Genomic DNA, 18,433 nt, shown 5'->3' with positions numbered 1-18,433 from the left:
TTATTCCTGTCGGGTGCCGAAGATGCGGGCGAAGTCTGGGGTGGTTTCACCGCTGCGCTCAAAATGCAGGCTGGAAACAATATGTTCGAAGTGGTGCTGCATGGCGACTGTGAGCGGCTCAAGCGCTTTGTTACGCAGCAGTTCGATAAGATTTTCGTGATCGTCGCAGCGGCAGCCACGCTGCCACGGTGCGCCCCATGCGGCGATAACCAGCGATGAACGGTGCGTCAGGCTGGTGACCATTTCAGTCAGCACGGCGTTGCCGGAAATAGCCTGCAGCTGGATATGGAACGCCGCGGAGAACCGAATTGCTGCAGGCCCGTCGCCGTCGCGATGGGCTTTTTCTTCCTGCTGGATAATTTTACGTAACGCGACGAGATGCGGGGCCTGGAGATGTTCAAGCACGTGCGGCAGGTTGGCGCACTCAAGCACCGCCCGGGTCTGGAAGATCGCTTTCGATTCTTCTACGTCCGGCATCGCCACAAATGCACCACGTCCGGGCAGCATGGTGATCATTTGCACCGTTGCGAGGCGCGTTAAGACTTTGCGGATCCCGGTTCGGCTGATGCCAAAAACGTCTGCCAGCGCTTCTTCCGGCAGTTTACTGCCCGGCGGCAGCTGATGTTCAACCATCGCCGTCATCAGCGATTGCCAGATAACGGCTTCTTTATCATGCAGTTCTGCTGGGGCTGTGACCCCGAAATCACGTTTCATCCACTACTCCTGTTAGCATCAGGCACCCTCATTTTGTATACAATATCATTGATAATTGAATACAAGAAATGCAAACCTGGCCTGGTTCCTGCAATACCTATGGCAGACATAATCCACCTTCTGTTTTATAGGAGCAGATCCCATGCCAGGTATAGAGAACAACGCCACAGCCATGAAAGAGAGTGCCCACGCCGGCTACAGCCCGCGCCTGTGCAACGATGACCTGGCCCCGACCCGCCACCAGACTTGGTCCTGGTATAATATTTTTTCGTTTTGGATGTCTGATGTACACAGCATGGGCGGCTATGTGGTCGCGGCCAGCTTTTTTACCCTCGGGCTTGCCAGCTGGCAGGTGCTGATTTGCCTTCTGGCGGGGATCTGTATCGTGCAGCTGTGCGCCAACCTGGTGGCAAAACCTAGCCAGCTGGCGGGCGTGCCTTATGCGGTGATTTGCCGTCAGGCCTTCGGCGTCTTTGGCGCGAATATTCCAGCGGTGATCCGCGGGCTTATCGCCTTCGCCTGGTACGGGATACAAACTTATCTGGCCGCTAACGCATTAATGCTGGTGCTGCTGAAGTTCTGGCCGACGCTTGCCCCAATGACCGGCGTGAGCTTCCTCGGCCTGTCTCAGCTCGGCTGGATTTGCTTCGGTATTATGTGGGTGCTGCAGGCGATGGTGTTCTGGCACGGTATGAACGCCATTAAGCGCTTTATTGATATCGCAGGCCCTGCGGTTTACATCGTGATGATGGCGCTGGCCGGCTGGATCCTTTATCAGACCGGGTTCGATGGGATCTCCTTCACTTTAGCGAGCAAGCAGCTCAGCTCCGGCGAGCAGGTGTGGCAGATGATCACCGCCACCGCGCTGGTCGTGTCGTACTTCTCCGGCCCGCTGCTTAACTTCGGCGATTTCTCTCGCTACGGAAAAAGCATGAAAGAGATCCGCCGCGGTAACCGCTGGGGCCTGCCGTTTAACTTCCTGCTGTTCTCTATTGTGACGGTAGTTATCGTGTCCGGCACCCAGTCTCTGTTCGGCAAGATGATCACCGATCCTATCGAAACCGTCAGCCATATCGGCAACAGCCTGGCGATGGCCATTGGCCTGCTGACGATGATCACCGCGACTATCGGGATCAATATCGTGGCGAACTTTGTCTCCCCGGCGTTCGACTTCTCTAACTGTTCGCCGCAGAAGATCAGCTTCCGTGCAGGTGGGATGATCGCCGCCGTGGGATCTGTGCTGCTGACGCCGTGGAACCTGTTCCAGTCCCCGGAGCTGATTCATTACACGCTGGATGTTTTAGGTTCATTTATTGGGCCACTGTTCGGCATCCTGATCGCGGATTTCTACCTTGTTAAGGGCGGCAAAATCCACGTCGACGATCTGTTCAACGACACGCCAAAGGGCCGCTACTGGTACAGCAATGGCTTTAACCCGAAGGCGATTATCGCCCTGGTGCCTTCGGTCGCCGTCTGCCTGACCATTAGCTTTATTCCTTCGCTGCATGAAGTCGCCAACTTCAGCTGGTTTATCGGCGTCTTCCTCGGTCTGAGCTGCTACCGCTGGCTGGCTCGTAGCGAAAAAGTTGCCGTTTCGAGCGCTTTTACCGGCCGCGTTGCCACCTCTAAAGAGTAAACATTGAGGCCTGAGCCCTCGCGGTTCAGGCTTTTTAATGTCCAGACATACTCTTTTTCTTCTCCACGACGACGACTAGCCCGACAGCGAGTAATATATTCTCCCTTCGCCCTTTCCAGCAAAATCCCGTGTCAAAGGAGAGTCCCTTGCTCAGCAGTAAGAAGTCGGCCACTGAGGCTGCCCCCCATAAGCCATCGGCCTGGTATGTTTTGCTCCTGTTCACCATTCCGCCGCTGCTATGGGCGTGCAATTACATCGTCGGTAAAGCCGTTCGCAACGATATTCCCCCGGTGGGTCTCACCTTTATGCGCTGGCTGGTGGCGCTGATAGTGATCCTGCCGTTTGCGTTCCCTTATATAAAAAGAGACTTTCGCCGTTACCGGGAATACCTGGGCTGGATTATCGCGGTGTCGGTGACCGGCATCGTCTGCTTTAGCCTGCTGGTGTATATCGGCCTGCACCACACGTCGAGCACCAACGCATTGTTGCTTAACTCCTGTATACCGGTTTTGATTATGCTGTTTGGCGCGCTGTTCTTTGGGCATAAGTTAAGCGTCAAGCAGGTGGTAGGCCTGGCGATTTCCTGCTGCGGCGTGCTGTTTATTATCTTTAAGGGCGATATTCACGGGCTGCTGCAAATGGCGTTTTCATCGGGTGACCTGATGCTGCTGGCGGCCATGGCCTGTTTTGCGCTGTATACGCTGTGGATCCGAAAAATCCCTTCCGATATCAGCCGCATGGGGCTGCTGGGCGTTCAGGTAGCTATCGCGCTGGTGGTGACGCTGCCGCTGTGGCTGCATGAGTTGAGCACCGGCGCGGTTCCGCACTGGAACACGATGACGATTTCAGCGGTTATTTTCCTCGGCGCATTCCCTTCTTTTGTTTCATACCTGCTTTACGGGCGCTGCGTGGAAGCCGTGGGTGCCGCACGGGCCGGGCTGAGCATTCACCTGATCCCTGTCTTCGGTGTGGTGTTGTCGCTGGTGTTTCTGGGCGAAACGCTGCATCTTTTCCATATCATCGGGATTGCGACCATTTTGATTGGCGTGGCGTTAGCCAGCAGGCACTAGAGGTTACTTCAGCCAGCCCTCGCGCGATATCAGCGCGGGGGTGAAACAGAATTTTTCAGAAAGCAGAAACGACGAAAGCCTGAATCATTGCTGACTCAGGCTTTCTGAATTGTGGCGGAACGGACGGGACTCGAACCCGCGACCCCCTGCGTGACAGGCAGGTATTCTAACCGACTGAACTACCGCTCCGCGTTTTGTTCCCCGTCGGGAACGAAGCGAATATTACGGTTTGGCCCGATAGCCGTCAACGCTTTTTATCATAAAATTAACCGTTTGCCGCAAAAATCACCTGAGTGGTGATTTTTAACTCATTTCCGCGCTATTTAGCTGCGCCAGAGGCAGCTTCCGCCTTTCTTCTGCACCAAATCAAGACGAGATTCATGCGCAAGCAGCTCTTCATCACTGGCGTGGATGACCCGCATGCCTGACGCACGGCGCACGACACGCTGGATCCCCCCGCTGCCCTGCTGCTGCTGCACATCACCTTCCATTGAGAATTTCAACGATGTTTGCCCGCCGGTCATCATCAAATAGACGTCGGCCAGGATTTGGGCATCGAGCAATGCGCCGTGCAGCGTACGCTTGCTGTTGTCTATTTCATAGCGCGAGCAGAGCGCGTCGAGGCTGTTTCGCTTGCCCGGGAACATCTTACGGGCCATTGCCAGACTGTCGGTTACCTTACAGAAGGTATCCGTTTTGGGAATGTCGCGGCGCAGCTTGCTGAACTCGTAGTCCATAAAGCCGATATCGAACGAGGCGTTATGAATGACCAGTTCGGCGCCGCGAATATAGTCGAGGAACGAGTCTGCAACCTGGTCAAACGTCGGTTTATCCGCCAGGAATTCATCAGCAATACCGTGAACGCCAAAGGCTTCCGGATCCACCAGCCTGTCGGGCTTTAGGTAGACATGGAAGTTATTGCCCGTCAGGCGGCGGTTGATCACTTCAACCGCACCGATCTCGATAATGCGGTGCCCTTCGTAATGAGCACCGATCTGGTTCATACCGGTGGTTTCGGTATCGAGAACTATCTGTCTGGTCGTGGTAGAAATCATATAGCTGTGCTCATCGCGCTCGTTTATGTCAGACTTGGCCTTTTCATCACAGGAAGTCTACCAGAGATGCGTAAACAGGTAGAAGTTTTCACCGATGGCTCCTGCCTGGGGAACCCAGGACCGGGCGGCTATGGTGCGATTTTACGTTACAAACAGCACGAAAAAATCTTCAGCGAAGGGTTTCGCCTCACCACCAATAACCGCATGGAGATGATGGCCGCTATTGTTGCGCTCGAAGCGCTCATCGAACCCTGCGATGTGGTCCTCAGCACCGACAGCCAGTATGTCCGCCAGGGCATTACCCAGTGGATCCACAACTGGAAAAAGCGAGGCTGGAAAACGGCCGACAAAAAGCCGGTGAAGAACGTAGATTTATGGAAGCGTCTTGATGCCGCTCTGAGCCACCATCAAATTAAGTGGGAATGGGTGAAAGGCCACGCCGGCCACCCGGAAAACGAACGCTGCGACGAACTGGCTCGCAACGCTGCGTCCCGTCCTACTCATGAGGATGTGGGTTATCAGCCGGACGGGGCTGCACCTTAACAGCATCACGATATTGCCGCGTCGCCCCCACCGCCGAGCGAATCTGATTTTTCGCTTTGCGGCTTCTCATCGGATTCAACGTGAGCGGGAGTGTGCGTTTGCGCGCCACGATTACATGCATACAGCCAAGCGCAGGCAGATGGGTGCTCAACAACTTCCCACCCTGCTTATGCCAGGGCAATACCTGGAAACTACGCCGGTACATCACTTCAAAATTCAGCAAAGACAGCCAGTCCAGCTGCCGCATTGGGGTAAACATACGGCAATTATAAGGTACTCGCTTGCGCAGGAATGGGACGGTTTTCCCTAACCCCAGCAGGCTTATAGGATTGAAGCTGCTGAGAATGATCCAGCCGTCGTCGATTAACACGCGGTCGACTTCCCGCAGTAAGCGATGAGGATCTGAGCACCAGGGTAACGTGTGGGCCAGCAGGCAGGTATCAACCGACTTTGCCGCAAACGGTAAATGAAGAGGGTCAGCATTTACCTGCAAATGCTCTCCCTTTAATGCCACATTCACCTGATGTGAAATCGCGCAGGCTTCAGTGTTAACTTCCGCACTCAGGTTGCCGATTTTCAACAGGTGAAAACCGAACATTTTGCCAAGCCATGGGCGCAGCTGCTCTTCAAGCGCTTCCCGGTAATATTCCCCCCACCGCAACTGCGCCCAATGATGGGGGGAAGTGATAATCTCAGGTATCCTTGCCGGTTTCATCACTACCTTCTTAATCGCCATAGAGAGGTTGAACTATGAATCTTAACAGTATTCGCGCCTTCCAGGATAACTACATCTGGGTGCTTAATAATGCGCAGGGAAAATGCGTAATTGTCGATCCGGGTGAAGCCGCGCCGGTCTTGAAGGCAATAGAGGAAAACGGCTGGCAGCCAGAGGCCATTTTGCTGACCCATCATCATGCCGATCACGTTGGTGGCGTTCAGCAACTGAAGGACAAGTACCCGAACATTGAGGTCTACGGCCCGGAGGAAACCCGGCAGAAAGGGGCTACGCAGATCGTTGGTGAAGGGGATAAGTTTAGTCTGCTTGGGCGTGAATTTCGCGTGATAGCAACACCTGGTCACACTTTAGGACATATCTCTATTTTTAGTTTTCCTTATCTATTTTGCGGCGACACAATGTTTTCTGGCGGCTGCGGAAGACTTTTTGAAGGTACGGCAGAGCAGATGTTTACATCATTTCAAAAACTTAATTCACTACCCGCTGAAACCCAGATTTGTTGCGCACATGAGTACACCGAGTCAAACATAAAGTTTTCCTTAAGTATTTTACCCCATAATGAGCAATTAAAGGGATATTATCGAAAAGTTAAGGAGTTACGCGCAAAAAATCACTCAACCTTGCCGTCAACGCTGCAAACAGAACGCCAAATAAATATTTTTTTACGCACGGAAGATAATGTTTTAAAAGAAAAAATATCAAAAGAAACAAACTTGCAACAACCCCATGAGATATTCGCCTGGTTAAGGACAAAGAAGGACAGCTTCTGAATATTCTGGTTGTGTTGTCGAAAAGGCGACGGTATTATCGCTCGTCTTTTAAGCAACCATTGACACACACATGAAGGCAAAAGCGATACTACTCGCCTCTGTCTTGCTTGTCGGGTGCCAGGCGTCAAAGCATGATGCCAACATTCAACAGCACGCACAGAGTCTGTCTGCAGCTGGTCAAGGTGAAGCAGGAAAGTACACAGGTCGAGCGGCCTCTGCGCGATGGATGGATGATGGAACCTTCCTCGCGCAAGACCAAAACCTGTGGAACTTCATCGGCAACGAGCTAAAGATGGGGATTCCGGAAAACGTCCGGATCCGCGAACAGAAACAGAAGTACCTGAGTAATAAGAGCTATCTCCACGATGTAACATTACGGGCAGAGCCGTATATGTACTGGATTGCCGGGCAGGTTAAGAAACGCAACATGCCAATGGAACTCGTACTACTACCCATAGTGGAGAGCGCTTTTGACCCCCACGCGACGTCTGGCGCAAATGCAGCAGGCATTTGGCAGATTATCCCAAGTACGGGGCGCAATTACGGTCTTAAGCAGACCAAAGCGTACGATGCACGCCGTGATGTAGTGGCTTCCACCACTGCCGCACTGGATATGATGCAGCGTTTGAACAAGATGTTTGACGGCGACTGGTTGTTGACCGTGGCAGCGTACAACAGCGGCGAAGGCCGTGTGCTGAACGCCATTAAAGCGAACAAATCGCGGGGTAAACCTACCGATTTCTGGTCGCTGGCTTTGCCGCGTGAAACAAAGATCTACGTACCGAAAATGCTGGCGCTGAGTGACATACTCAAAAACAGTCAGAAGTACGGCGTACGTCTGCCAACAACGGATGAAAGCCGCGCGCTGGCGCGTGTTGAAGTAAGCAGTCCGGTTGAGTTAACGCAGGTCGCCGAAATGGCAGGCATGTCGCTTACCAACCTGAAGACCTTCAACGCTGGCGTGAAAAGTTCTACCGTTGGGAAAAATCAGCGTTACGTGATGGTGCCGAAAAAGCATGCCGAGCAGCTGAAAGCCTCTTTGGCTTCTGGTGAAATCGATGCTTTACAGCCAACGCTGGTTGCGGATAACCGCAGCAGCGCGGGTGGCAACAAATCTTATAAGGTGCGGTCCGGGGATACCTTGTCCACTATTGCTTCACGCCTCGGTGTGAATGCAAAAGATTTGCAGAGCTGGAATAACCTACGCGGTTCGCACCTTAAAGTTGGGCAAACGCTCAGCGTGAAAGGTGGCGCAACGCAGCTTGCTGATAACAGCAGCATCACCTATCAGGTGCGCAAAGGTGACTCGTTGTCGAGTATTGCCAAACGTCACGGCGTGAACATCAAAGATGTGATGCGCTGGAACAGCGATACTGACGATCTGAAACCAGGTGACCGTTTAACGCTGTTTGTCAGCAATAACGCGACGCCGGATACCTGATTCAGGTTCAAAAAAGGCACCTTAACGGTGCCTTTTCTTTTGCTTTACGCTTTTCTGGCTTCCAGCATAATGATATCGCTGGTAAACGAGCCGTCCCGCTGCAGTTCAAAGTACTGTTTAACCTCGTCAGAAGCGCTTTTTTGGTAAGCGCGGATCGCATCAGACAACACTATTGGCGTTCGCATTCTTGAAATCCAGCTGGAAAACTCCAGGTTCAACCTGTCACACAACACGCTGTGCGTCATCAGGCCTGCATCGTTAAACAGGCTCAGCCACTCTCCGCTGGAATAATTACGCACGTGCGAAGTGTCACGTAATGCCTCGACCGTTTGCAGCCAGATATCCTTCACCGGGTGACCCGGTGAAGTGACATCCATAAAAATAGCAATGCCACCAGGCTTAAGCACACGCTTCACCTCGCGCAGCGCCTGGCCAACATCGTGCCAGTGGTGGGCGGAATAGCGGCTGATCACGACATCGAAGGTACGGTCGTCGAAGGGAAGTGACTCTGCATACCCCTGGCGAGTCGAAATATTCGTTATTCCCCTCGTCGTTGCCGCTTCTGAGACTACCGTCAACATCTGCTCAGATAAGTCATAAGCCACTACTGACTTCACCTTTGCGGCGGCGATAAAACTCGCATGCCCTGCTCCGCATCCCATATCCAGCAAGGTTGCATGTGGGAAATCATTCAGACGTGCGCTAAGGCGTTCTAAATCTCGCCCCGAGGAATGAACCGTACTGGTCAAATAGGCGCTGGCCTGGGAGCCAAACTGCTGACCGACTTTGTCGTGATGGGATTGCGTTGTCATCGTTATGTCCTTGCGGTTAAGTGAGAAAAGGGGCAGCGCACAGGTCTGCCCAACGGCAGACCTGACGAACCTTATTTCAGCTCAGGCTTGCCGGGACGGAATTCAACGAGTAGCGGGTTATGGTCTGAGGCACGCGTCACCAGCACCGAAGCTTCGGTGACGTTCAAACCACGATAGAAGACGAAATCAAGCGGGCGACCAAACGCCCGGCGGCGATGATCGTCGGTAAAACGGACTTCACGCAGCGTCATTTCGCGGGCAAAACGGAACAATGCATTCATGCGTGGTCGGCTCCAGGCATTGAAATCACCGGCCATGATAACCGGCCCGTTGTGATGCCCTATCTGATCGCCGATTGGCCCAAGCTGTTTGCTGTAAACGTCAACACCAAGGCTAAAATTGACGGCATGAATATTGATAACCATTAGCATACGCCCATCCGGCAAAGGGTAAACGGTCACCAGTGCCGATTTAGACAACCGCAGGATCGGCTCACGTTCACGCAGCGGACAGCAATATACGGGGTGTGCGGCGGAAAGTGTCATAACGCCAGAAGGATGCTGAGGCAAAACAAACGCGGGCACCTGGTCGGCCGCCAGATAGTTGCTGGTCGCAAATCTGACTAATTCAGGCGTGGTTTGCGCTTCCTGTAACAGCATCAGTTGCGCATCTTTGCCAAAAGTTTGCAACACCGAAAGCCAGTCGGCTCGCTGCTGCTTGAAGATGTTCCATACCAGAACACGTATCGTGTCCTGCCCCGGTAAGGGTTCACCGGGAGGTAATGCCTGCCCAATAGTCGCAAACGAGCCGGGAGGCAGAATTCGCTCTGCTGGCTGTCCGGCTACGTATCGCATGGCATAGGTATTCTTGTGCACGTTTGGCTAACGACCTCTGTAACTCAAATACCTGCAGTTCGCAGGCTGTCTTTCAGTTATAGGGACTTTAGCGCAGACTTTCAACGCCCATTACAAACCATTGCCTTTCAGGAGCGTAAAACCGCCACGCTCCTGAAAGAAAAACTTAGCTCATCGCAACACGTGACTGCTTATCCAGCCTGCCGCTGACGCCAATCAGCAGTAGCGCGAGGACAACAATCACCGCACCAATCCACGGCGTTTGTGCCAGACCAAAATTTTGCACCGTTTGGCCGCCAATGACCGAACCAATCGCGATGCCAACGTTAAAAGCGGCGATGTTCAGCCCAGAGGCAACATCAACAGCGTTAGGCGTGTACTGTTCAGCTTTCTGCACAACGTAAACCTGCAACCCAGGTACGTTACCGAAAGCAAATATCCCCATAACCAGAATCGTAATCAGCGCGCCAATATGCGAATGGGCAGTGAACTGGAATACCAGCAGCAGCGCGGCCAGAGCTGCAAAGATAAATTTCAAGGCCGGAACCGCACCGTGACGATCCGCAAGCTTGCCTCCCCAGATATTACCGATAGCGACAGATACACCGTAACCAAGCAAGATCCAACTGACTGCCGAGGGTGAAAAGCCCGCGAGATCCTGCATCATTGGTGCAAGGAAGGTAAAGGCGGTAAACACGCCCCCATAGCCCAGCGCGGTAACCAGATAGATCAGCACCAGACGCGGATGGGTTAATACCTGCAGCTGCTCCTTAATTCCAGCCAGCGCACGATTAGGAATATCTTTCGGGATAAGGATCGTGCTGCTAATCAATGCGATAACGCCAATAGCCGATACTGCCAGGAAAGTTTCACGCCAGCCGAAATGCTGCCCGATGAACGTCCCCAATGGCACGCCGGTCACCAGCGCTACCGTCAGGCCACCAAACATAATGGCAATGGCTGAAGCCGCTTTCTCTTTGGGTACAAGGCTCGTCGCAATCGTCGAACCAATGGAGAAAAATACGCCATGTGCCAGCCCGGTAAGCAGGCGAGCTACGACCAAAGTCTCGTAATTAGGCGACAGCCAGGCTATCACATTCCCTACGGTAAATAGCGCCATAAGGCCGATGAGCAATTGCTTACGCGGCAGTTTGCCTGTTAAGGCGGTCAAAACAGGCGCGCCAATCGCCACGCCAAGAGCATAGATAGATACCAGCAATCCTGCAGACGGAACTGAGATTGCAAGCTGTTCAGCAATCGTCGGTACAAGCCCGACAATAACAAATTCGGTGGTGCCGATTGCGAAAGCACTGATCGTCAGTGCAAGAAGCGCCAGAGGCATAATTTACTCCATAACGGGTGTCTGTTGATGACACGCAGTATGGCGGGATGCTTAAATAACAAAAATATGTAAAATCTCAATAGAATTTTGCTTGTGGAGCAACAATGAAGGCTACATCGGAAGAACTTGCGATTTTCGTTGCCGTAGTAGAGAGCGGGAGCTTCAGCCGTGCAGCAGAGCAACTGGGGCAAGCCAACTCGGCGGTGAGCAGAACGGTTAAAAAGCTGGAGATGAAGCTGGGGGTGAGCCTACTCAACCGCACAACCCGGCAGCTAAGCCTGACGGAGGAAGGCGAACGCTACTTCCGTAATGTGCAGCAGATTCTGCAGGCGATGGCCGCCGCCGAAAATGAAGTGATGGAAAGCAAACAGACGCCGCGGGGATTATTGCGTATCGATGCCGCAACGCCGGTAATGTTGCATTTACTGATGCCGCTGATAAAACCGTTCCGCGAACGCTACCCGGAAATGACGCTCTCGCTTGTCTCTTCAGAAACGTTCATTAACCTCATTGAACGTAAAGTCGATGTGGCGATTCGCGTCGGCAATTTAACCGACTCGAGCCTACGTGCTCGTCCGCTCTTTAGCAGCTATCGCAAGATTATTGCTTCACCTGAGTATCTGGCGGCTCACGGCACGCCGGAGAGTGCCGCCGATCTGGTGAATCACGTCTGCCTCGGCTTTACAGAACCGTCCTCCCTTAACCGCTGGCCGGTTTCACAGGCGGATGGGCAGCTTTTTGAGATAAAGCCAGGTTTATCTTCGAATAGCGGCGAAACGCTTAAACAGCTGTGTCTGTCGGGGAACGGCATCGCCTGCCTGTCGGATTTTATGATTGATAGAGAGATTGAGAGCGGAGAGTTTGTCGAGGTGCTTGCCGATAAGCTTTTACCGGTCAATATGCCTTTCAGCGCGGTGTACTACAGCGACCGTGCGGTCAGTACCCGTATCCGGGCCTTTATCGATTTTCTAAGCGAAGCGGTAAAACGGCCCCCTGAAGGGCCGTAATCAGGATCAGTTATCCCACTTCGGTGCCAGGCCTTCAGGGCTTACCAGGCGGTCATTGCATTCCAGGGCAGCAATGGCCGCCATGTCTTCTGCATCCAGCTTCAGGTTCAGCGCCTGCAGGTTGCTTTCCAGATTCGCACGTTTGGTGGAAGAAGGAATAACCGCGTAACCCAGAGCCATCGCCCATGCCAGAATCACCTGTGCAGGCGTGGCCTGATGTTTCTGTGCAATACGACCGATGGTTTCATCCGCCAACGCTTTACCATAGGCCAGCGTCATATAGGACGTAATGTGGATGTTGTGCTGCTTAGCCCACTCAACCACGGTGTGGTTCTGCAGGTAAGGCGACAGCTCAATCTGGTTAGTCGCGATATTCTCAGCGCCAACCGCGTCAATAGCCCGCTGCATCAGTTCAACGGTAAAGTTAGAAACCCCAATCTGACGAGTCAAACCGGCTTCTTTAGCGGCCAGTAGCGCCTGCATAAATTCGGCAACCGGTACGGCATCGTTTGGCGATGGCCAGTGGATCAGGGTCAGATCAGCATAGTCAGTACGCAGCTTCGCCAGGCTCTCTTTCAGGCTTGGGATCAGTTTGTCTTTGCTGAGATTTTCGATCCAGATCTTAGTTGTGATAAACAGTTCTTCACGTGAAATACCGCTCTCTTCCAGAGCCTGGCCAACGGCCGCTTCATTATCATAGATTTGTGCAGTATCTACAGCGCGGTAGCCGAGCTCCAGTGCTGTTTTAACCGATGCGATGACGACGTCGTCTTTCAGGCGGAAAGTGCCCAGACCGAATGCAGGAATTGCCATTTTTAACCTCATTATAGGGTGTACGTTTGTATGAGGAAGAGTATGCCGGGGGATACTTTGCTGAAAAAGACGGATAAATGCAGAAGATTTTTGCTAAATCAGCAACAATGCTATTTTTCTCTCTGCTGGATGCCGTAACCGCTGGAGTAAAACACTTACTCGGTGCTCAATCCTGCGTTAAAGCGACAATCATAATTAGAATATAATTAACAAAGAGGGTTAATTACATATCCAAATAAATTTAAAACAAACATTACGAGAAAAAAATAAATTCAGCACAAATAATTCCACCCTGAATAAGAAAGGGCATTTTTACTTTCATGGAACTATACAACGCCGCATCGGCAATGCTATATATAACCACCTCTTAGATTTAAACCAATAAAGCATCCGCTTTCTCCGCACCAGGCCAATCGGCAACGGGGTTTATTATTCACATAGAAAATCAATTAATAATAAAAGCATTTAAACAATGAATATATATCAGAACCAATAGCAAATTAAATAGATGTTTAATACTGCTCAAGGATTGGAGCCAGCTGATCATGCACACCACCGATTTTATAAATATTGGCCACACAATTGAGTTACGGAACCTGCCCATAGAAGAGCACCATAGCGCTAATAACAACACCACAGGCAATGATGAATCCCTCCCCCCCCCTTATTTCAGCAATTATTCCATGCCTGAATGAAGAACTGACATTGGGCATCTGCATAAATAAAGCTATGGCGTCTTTTACTCAGCGAGGGGTTAAAGGAGAGGTGATTGTGGGTGATAACGGCTCCACCGATAAATCCGTTGAGATTGCAGAGTCGTTAGGCGCTCGTGTCGTTCATCAGCCAACAAGAGGTTATGGTGCCGCACTCAGCGCCGCTGCTGGTGCCGCCAGGGGTAAATATATCATCATGGCGGATGCCGATGATTCGTATGACTGGAGTCAGCTTGATTGCTTTATCGACACCCTGGAAAACGGCGCTGATTTTGTCATGGGGAACCGTTTTGCTGGCGGAATAGAGGCGGGTGCAATGCCGCCCCTGCATCGCTATTTGGGGAACCCCGTGATGTCCGGTATTGCGCGCTGGCTTTATCGCTCCCCTATTCGAGATTTTCACTGCGGCATGCGCGGCTTCACCCGGGAAGCTTTTCAAAAAATAGCGGCTCGTTCGACCGGAATGGAATTTGCGTCAGAAATGATTATTAATGCGCAAGGTTGCAAAATGAGTATGACGACGCCTTTTGCTTACCTGCTTGTTTCAGGCTGCTGTTTTGTAGGCCACAACATCACAATGATCGCCCTGAACGCTCTACACGTACCATTATGGTCGTCCGTTCTTCTCTCTTTCGGGATTGTCGTAATGCTGGGCTATATATTACACAGCCTCATTACTTTCGAACGTTCCTTCTCTGCTTCCGTCTTCATGCGCTATGCCGCCAGTATGTCATTCAATATCCCGCTTACCTTCGCGACGACCTGGTTTTGGTATTGCTGGATTGGATTTTCCATGTCTGTTGCGTCACCGCTGGCTTCAATCTGCATGGTGCTGCTGAACTACCTGCTTAGCCGCTGGGCTATCGCCCCCTCAGGCAAGAAAAAGGTTATAGATTTATGACTCACCATCCTATTGATTCAGGCGTGTTGCAGGAGATCTTGTCCCGTCATCTTGCACTGTACCGAACAAAAGTACCCCACTATCAAGCAACTATGCTAAATAGCCTGTACTCGATATGGGATAAACATCATGGCAGGTTACTCGATGTTGGTGGTGGGACTGGCGTGATTGCTCAGGCCATCGCGGAGCTCTTCCCTGTCAATGATGTGGTAACAGTAGATCTGGTTGACCGCTTCTGTCCTTCATTAAGCATTACGGCTCGACAGTACGATGGCACAACGCTACCGTTCGCCAACGGCTCGTTTCAGGCTGCCACATTGAATAACGTATTACACCACGTCCCCGTTGCTGCCAGAGTCGGCTTGCTCAGGGAAATAGGCCGGGTGGTGGAAGGCCCGCTTTATATTAAAGATCACGAAAGCGAAGGTTTGCTGGATAACATGCGCCTGATCGCAATGGATGCCATCGGCAATATCCCATTCGGCGGCATGCTATGGGCAAGTTACCTTACCCGCATGGGATGGGAACGCCTCGCCAATGCCAGCGGCTACCGCATCGCTGCCCGCGTGACCCAGTCGCATTACCGCAGTGGAGCTTACGCTCTACTCTTCCCGAATCGACTGGAAATCACGATGCGCTTAGAGAAGGCGCATAATTTTTGAAGATCCTCATGGTAAGCCCTTTCTATGAGACTCACGGCGGCGGTCTGGAACGAGTCGCCGGGCATCTGTGCCGTGAGCTTATGCTACAGGGGGAAAAACTGCTCTGGGCGGCAAGCAGCGATGATGCTCTACTCAACAATGATATTGAAATGCTTCCCCTTCGCTGCATCAACCCTCTGGAAAGATTCACGGGTTTGCCAACACCGCTTCCGGGGCTGCGGGCTATTCCTCAACTCATACGAGCCATACGGCGCAGCGACGCGGTAATTATTCATGACGCGTTATATGCAATTTCTATACTCGCAATGGTAATCGCCAGGATGTTAGGTAAACGTACCGTTCTTATTCAGCATATTGCGGCTATCCCTTTCTCCTCACGCCTCCTGCGTCATCTTATGGCTCTGGCGAACCGGCTAGTGACGCGTCCAATGCTACGGGCGGCCAACGCCCGGGTATTTATTAGCGATACAGTACGCCACGATCTGCTCGGAACTCCCGCTCGTTATCCTTACCAACTCATCTTTAACGGTGTTGACAGGACGACCTTCTTTTTCCGGGGAACGGCTGTAAAAAAAACGATTTTACCTGCCGACATAGCCGTACCTACGGGAATGCGCCCGGTACTCTTTGTTGGTCGCTACGTTGAGAAAAAGGGGCTGGCGATATTACGCACACTGGCGGAAACCCGGCCCGATCTCTTTTTTTTACTGGCAGGCCAGGGACCGCTCAGCCCGGACGACTGGGGATTAAGCAATGTTTACGATCTTGGCATCCAGTCACCTGCTGCGCTGGCCGATCTTTACCATCAGGTCGATCTGCTTCTGCTACCGAGCGTGGGTGAAGGGTATCCGCTGGTTATCCAGGAAGCGATGGCCTGCGGCCTGCCGGTCATCTGCGGTATACCGACTCACCGGGCCGATCCACAGGCCGCGCGTTGGCTATGCGGTGTAGATATCGATCTTGCCAACCCTCAGGCGTCGGCTCATCTCTGCGCCAACGCTATCGATAGCATGGCGCTCAGCGAGTCCGAACGCACCGAGATGGCACATTACGCCACCACCCACTATTGCTGGCAGATCATGGCCAGCAAAGTCCTGGCGCTGGGCATGCCGCCAGACGCAATCATTTCATCAAATGCCTAATGCATATAATGAAACTAGCGACCCCAATTCATACCCGTTTAAGTAAACATCAGCATCTGTTCAGTACTGCTCTGGGCATCGTTATTACTTTTAAAATCACTTTTATTTTTATCTTTGCCTGGCACATCCTTCTGGTAATGGATGAGTTTGCCTAGGTGGGTTATGCGAAGTATTTCTCCAACGGCTTGTTTACGACGGTGCAGCCCAGCAAGGCCGTAGGTTTTGCTGTATTTTATAAAATTGCCCATCTTGTTGGCTGGAATGCCTCATCCATCCTGCTTATCGGGCGGATACAAACCGCGCTACTTGCCTGCGCCACGCTTGCTTTGATCTATGCGTGCGCTCGCCTGCTAGAAGGAAATCGGGTCCGTGCCCTGCTGGTTGTCCTTATTCTGCTTTGCTTCTCTAATTTCATGGAGCGAATATTCCGCACAAGATCGGAGCCAATCGCCGTCTTTTTTGCCGTCACGGCGCTTTGGGTGATATTGCAGGGCCATACGATAAGCGCAAAGCGAATACTTTTTGCCGGTCTTTTCAGCGGGCTGGCATTCCTGGTCACGCAAAAGTCAGTCTATTTTAACCTTGCACTGGGATTGGGGCTGGTCATTGACGCGTTGATGAGAAGAAACTATGCAGTAAGCATTTCCCGGGGATTATGGCTGGTCGGAGGCTGGGGGCTTCCTGTCATTGCCTACTGCGTTATATTCGGGGGAAGCGATCCGATCCGAATTGCTGCCGGGATTATTTTTGGCCCCGTGGAAGTGGCGTTGCGCGGTAACGGAGAATATGAGGGGCTACGGCTGTATGTATTACAGACCCTGATAAAAAACCCACTACTCTATCTGCTTTGTTTCTCCGGCATGATACTGACGCTTAGTCGCATCAAAACGCTGGATGAGCGGAAACGTATCGCTCTGATCTTCTCAGCCATCATCACCATGCTGGTTTTTCTTCACGATCAACCATGGCCGTACGTGTTTATTATGGCGCTACCGTTTATGTCACTCTGGCCTCTGGCCGCCGTTGATTTTCTTATAGTGCGCCAATATAAACTGCTGCTTGCCTGCGTTATCGCCGGGATCACGCTAACCATTGCTTCAAGCTGCGCCGATAACATCCGCTATCTGAACCTTAACAATAGGACACAGCTGGAGCTGGTTGTCAGAGCAGAGGCAATGATAAAGCCTCATGAAAGGTATTTTGATGGGATTGGGATGATACCAAACAGGCTGGAACCCACGCCCTTATGGCTTGATATGCATTATGTCTTAGAAACGCTCAGGCAGGGCAAACGCTCTGAAGCCTATCAAATATTCAGCCATTCACCGCCTAAGATCGTTTTATGGTCCTACCGAATGGACAGGATTTCCCCGGTCGTTGCTGAGGTAATACATAATAGCTACACCAGGGTCGCCCCCAATATCAGGATTGCTGGCCGCCTTCTACATACCGATCATCAGGAAATCTTCAACGTCCCTCTGGCAGGTCAATATCGGCTATATAGTGAGGCAGGTAATCCATTGTCGCTACCGATAGAAATCGATGGCAGCTTGCAGAGCCCACCATTTCATCTCTCCACCGGAAACAAAGTAATCATGCTGCGCGATGGTCCGGCAACGGCGTTACTGCTACCTGAAGGCGCGTACGATAATCTCTTTAAGGTTGGCGATGACAATGAAGATCTTTTTGCCAACACCTACAGCTACTAAACAAAATCCCTGAGGAATTAGGCAGAGATTGATTAGCAGACATCTGACAAAAAAGCAGCGAATTAGATGATACAGATAACCAACGCCGGAAAACGAAAAAAGCCGCATTGCTGTCAGGCAATGCGGCTTTCTCTTATCAGATGCAATAAAACATACTGATGTAAATAAGTGGCGGAACGGACGGGACTCGAACCCGCGACCCCCTGCGTGACAGGCAGGTATTCTAACCGACTGAACTACCGCTCCACCGAATTTTTCTACAACCACCGGTTTGTTGCTCCGGTTTACTGCTTAATTTGATGCCTGGCAGTTGATGAACTTACGTTCACCCTACGGGCCGCTGCTTCGCAGCGTTCAGACTCGCCTTTCGGTTCGTCAGTCCTACTCTCTGAGAGTAGTGAACTGCCTCGTATTACTGACCATTACTGCTAATTTGATGCCTGGCAGTTCCCTACTCTCGCATGGGGAGACCCCACACTACCATCGGCGCTACGGCGTTTCACTTCTGAGTTC

Annotated in this window: 17 protein-coding genes, 2 tRNA genes and 1 rRNA gene; 10 read left to right on the top strand and 10 right to left on the bottom strand. The window is 51.9% G+C overall.

The features are described 5' to 3' along the window. Positions 1-714, bottom strand: coding sequence for a GntR family transcriptional regulator (locus tag VGM55_RS03010; protein WP_038475361.1), 714 nt, complete (start codon positions 712-714; stop codon positions 1-3). Between the two features lie 142 nt (positions 715-856). Here VGM55_RS03010 and VGM55_RS03005 point away from each other — a divergent pair, with 142 nt between their 5' ends. Both VGM55_RS03005 and VGM55_RS03000 read left to right on the top strand, forming a co-directional pair. Then, positions 857-2,350: an NCS1 family nucleobase:cation symporter-1 gene (locus VGM55_RS03005; RefSeq protein WP_154188680.1), complete on the top strand. Its 1,494-nt coding sequence runs from the start codon at positions 857-859 to the stop codon at positions 2,348-2,350. A gap of 146 nt (positions 2,351-2,496) precedes the next feature. After that, positions 2,497-3,420 carry a DMT family transporter gene (locus VGM55_RS03000; RefSeq protein WP_331634551.1) on the top strand — a complete coding sequence of 308 codons (924 nt, stop codon included), beginning with the start codon at positions 2,497-2,499 and terminating at the stop codon, positions 3,418-3,420. 112 nt (positions 3,421-3,532) lie between these two features. Here VGM55_RS03000 and VGM55_RS02995 read toward each other — a convergent pair. Then, positions 3,533-3,609 (bottom strand) — tRNA-Asp (locus VGM55_RS02995). Positions 3,610-3,743: 134 nt separating this feature from the next. Beyond that, positions 3,744-4,475, bottom strand: a complete 732-nt coding sequence (dnaQ, locus tag VGM55_RS02990) for a DNA polymerase III subunit epsilon (RefSeq protein WP_414648186.1) — start codon at positions 4,473-4,475, stop codon at positions 3,744-3,746. A 66-nt stretch (positions 4,476-4,541) separates the two neighbouring features. Between dnaQ and rnhA the strand changes: the two genes are divergently transcribed. Then, positions 4,542-5,018 (top strand): ribonuclease HI, encoded by a 477-nt coding sequence (gene rnhA / locus VGM55_RS02985; protein ID WP_154188683.1) that lies wholly within the window; start codon positions 4,542-4,544, stop codon positions 5,016-5,018. On the opposite strand, the gene VGM55_RS02980 is transcribed toward rnhA, so the two are convergent. Further along, positions 4,972-5,733: a class I SAM-dependent methyltransferase gene (locus VGM55_RS02980; RefSeq protein ID WP_331634550.1), complete on the bottom strand. Its 762-nt coding sequence runs from the start codon at positions 5,731-5,733 to the stop codon at positions 4,972-4,974. The genes rnhA and VGM55_RS02980 overlap by 47 nt on opposite strands. Before the next feature lie 35 nt (positions 5,734-5,768). Between VGM55_RS02980 and gloB the strand changes: the two genes are divergently transcribed. Then, the gene (gloB, locus tag VGM55_RS02975; RefSeq protein ID WP_331634549.1) at positions 5,769-6,524 is read left to right on the top strand and encodes a hydroxyacylglutathione hydrolase; all 756 of its coding nucleotides are present in this window, start codon (positions 5,769-5,771) and stop codon (positions 6,522-6,524) included. 70 nt (positions 6,525-6,594) lie between these two features. Next, positions 6,595-7,965 (top strand): murein transglycosylase D, encoded by a 1,371-nt coding sequence (gene mltD / locus VGM55_RS02970; protein WP_154188686.1) that lies wholly within the window; start codon positions 6,595-6,597, stop codon positions 7,963-7,965. A 44-nt stretch (positions 7,966-8,009) separates the two neighbouring features. Here mltD and VGM55_RS02965 read toward each other — a convergent pair whose 3' ends face one another. From VGM55_RS02965 to VGM55_RS02955, 3 genes are all read right to left on the bottom strand, one after another. After that, positions 8,010-8,777 (bottom strand): class I SAM-dependent methyltransferase, encoded by a 768-nt coding sequence (locus VGM55_RS02965; RefSeq protein WP_331634548.1) that lies wholly within the window; start codon positions 8,775-8,777, stop codon positions 8,010-8,012. Between the two features lie 71 nt (positions 8,778-8,848). Next, positions 8,849-9,652: an endonuclease/exonuclease/phosphatase family protein gene (locus VGM55_RS02960; protein WP_331634547.1), complete on the bottom strand. Its 804-nt coding sequence runs from the start codon at positions 9,650-9,652 to the stop codon at positions 8,849-8,851. Positions 9,653-9,797: 145 nt separating this feature from the next. Then, entirely contained in the window at positions 9,798-10,973 is a 1,176-nt protein-coding gene (locus VGM55_RS02955) for an MFS transporter (protein ID WP_154188689.1), read from the bottom strand. A gap of 104 nt (positions 10,974-11,077) precedes the next feature. On the opposite strand from VGM55_RS02955, the gene yafC reads away from it, so the two are divergent. Next, complete coding sequence (yafC, locus tag VGM55_RS02950) at positions 11,078-11,980, top strand: DNA-binding transcriptional regulator YafC (RefSeq protein WP_045781424.1); 903 nt, start codon at positions 11,078-11,080, stop codon at positions 11,978-11,980. Between the two features lie 6 nt (positions 11,981-11,986). Here the strand turns inward: yafC and dkgB are convergent, their stop codons facing one another. Further along, a complete protein-coding gene (gene dkgB, locus VGM55_RS02945; protein WP_331634546.1) occupies positions 11,987-12,793 on the bottom strand; it encodes a 2,5-didehydrogluconate reductase DkgB in 807 nt (268 codons plus the stop codon). A gap of 642 nt (positions 12,794-13,435) precedes the next feature. Between dkgB and VGM55_RS02940 the strand changes: the two genes are divergently transcribed. The 4 genes from VGM55_RS02940 (at position 13,436) to VGM55_RS02925 (ending at position 17,920) form a co-directional block, all read left to right on the top strand. Further along, positions 13,436-14,407, top strand: coding sequence for a bifunctional glycosyltransferase family 2/GtrA family protein (locus tag VGM55_RS02940; RefSeq protein ID WP_331634545.1), 972 nt, complete (start codon positions 13,436-13,438; stop codon positions 14,405-14,407). Then, positions 14,404-15,069: a class I SAM-dependent methyltransferase gene (locus VGM55_RS02935; RefSeq protein WP_331634544.1), complete on the top strand. Its 666-nt coding sequence runs from the start codon at positions 14,404-14,406 to the stop codon at positions 15,067-15,069. The genes VGM55_RS02940 and VGM55_RS02935 overlap by 4 nt, the downstream gene beginning before the upstream one ends. An 8-nt stretch (positions 15,070-15,077) precedes the next feature. Further along, a complete protein-coding gene (locus tag VGM55_RS02930) occupies positions 15,078-16,211 on the top strand; it encodes a glycosyltransferase family 4 protein (RefSeq protein ID WP_154188696.1) in 1,134 nt (377 codons plus the stop codon). Positions 16,212-16,366: 155 nt separating this feature from the next. Beyond that, positions 16,367-17,920: a DUF7056 domain-containing protein gene (locus VGM55_RS02925; protein ID WP_331634543.1), complete on the top strand. Its 1,554-nt coding sequence runs from the start codon at positions 16,367-16,369 to the stop codon at positions 17,918-17,920. A 169-nt stretch (positions 17,921-18,089) separates the two neighbouring features. Here VGM55_RS02925 and VGM55_RS02920 read toward each other — a convergent pair. Together VGM55_RS02920 and rrf are read right to left on the bottom strand one after the other, a co-directional pair. After that, a tRNA-Asp gene (locus VGM55_RS02920) sits at positions 18,090-18,166 on the bottom strand. A gap of 192 nt (positions 18,167-18,358) precedes the next feature. Then, positions 18,359-18,433: ribosomal RNA gene (gene rrf / locus VGM55_RS27585) — 5S ribosomal RNA — on the bottom strand; the annotation flags it as partial.

The organism is Cedecea sp. (assembly GCF_036500665.1).
GTDB lineage: Bacteria > Pseudomonadota > Gammaproteobacteria > Enterobacterales > Enterobacteriaceae > Cedecea.
The sequence above is the reverse complement of the archived record's forward strand: the minus strand, read 5'-3'. Positions and strand labels throughout refer to the sequence as shown.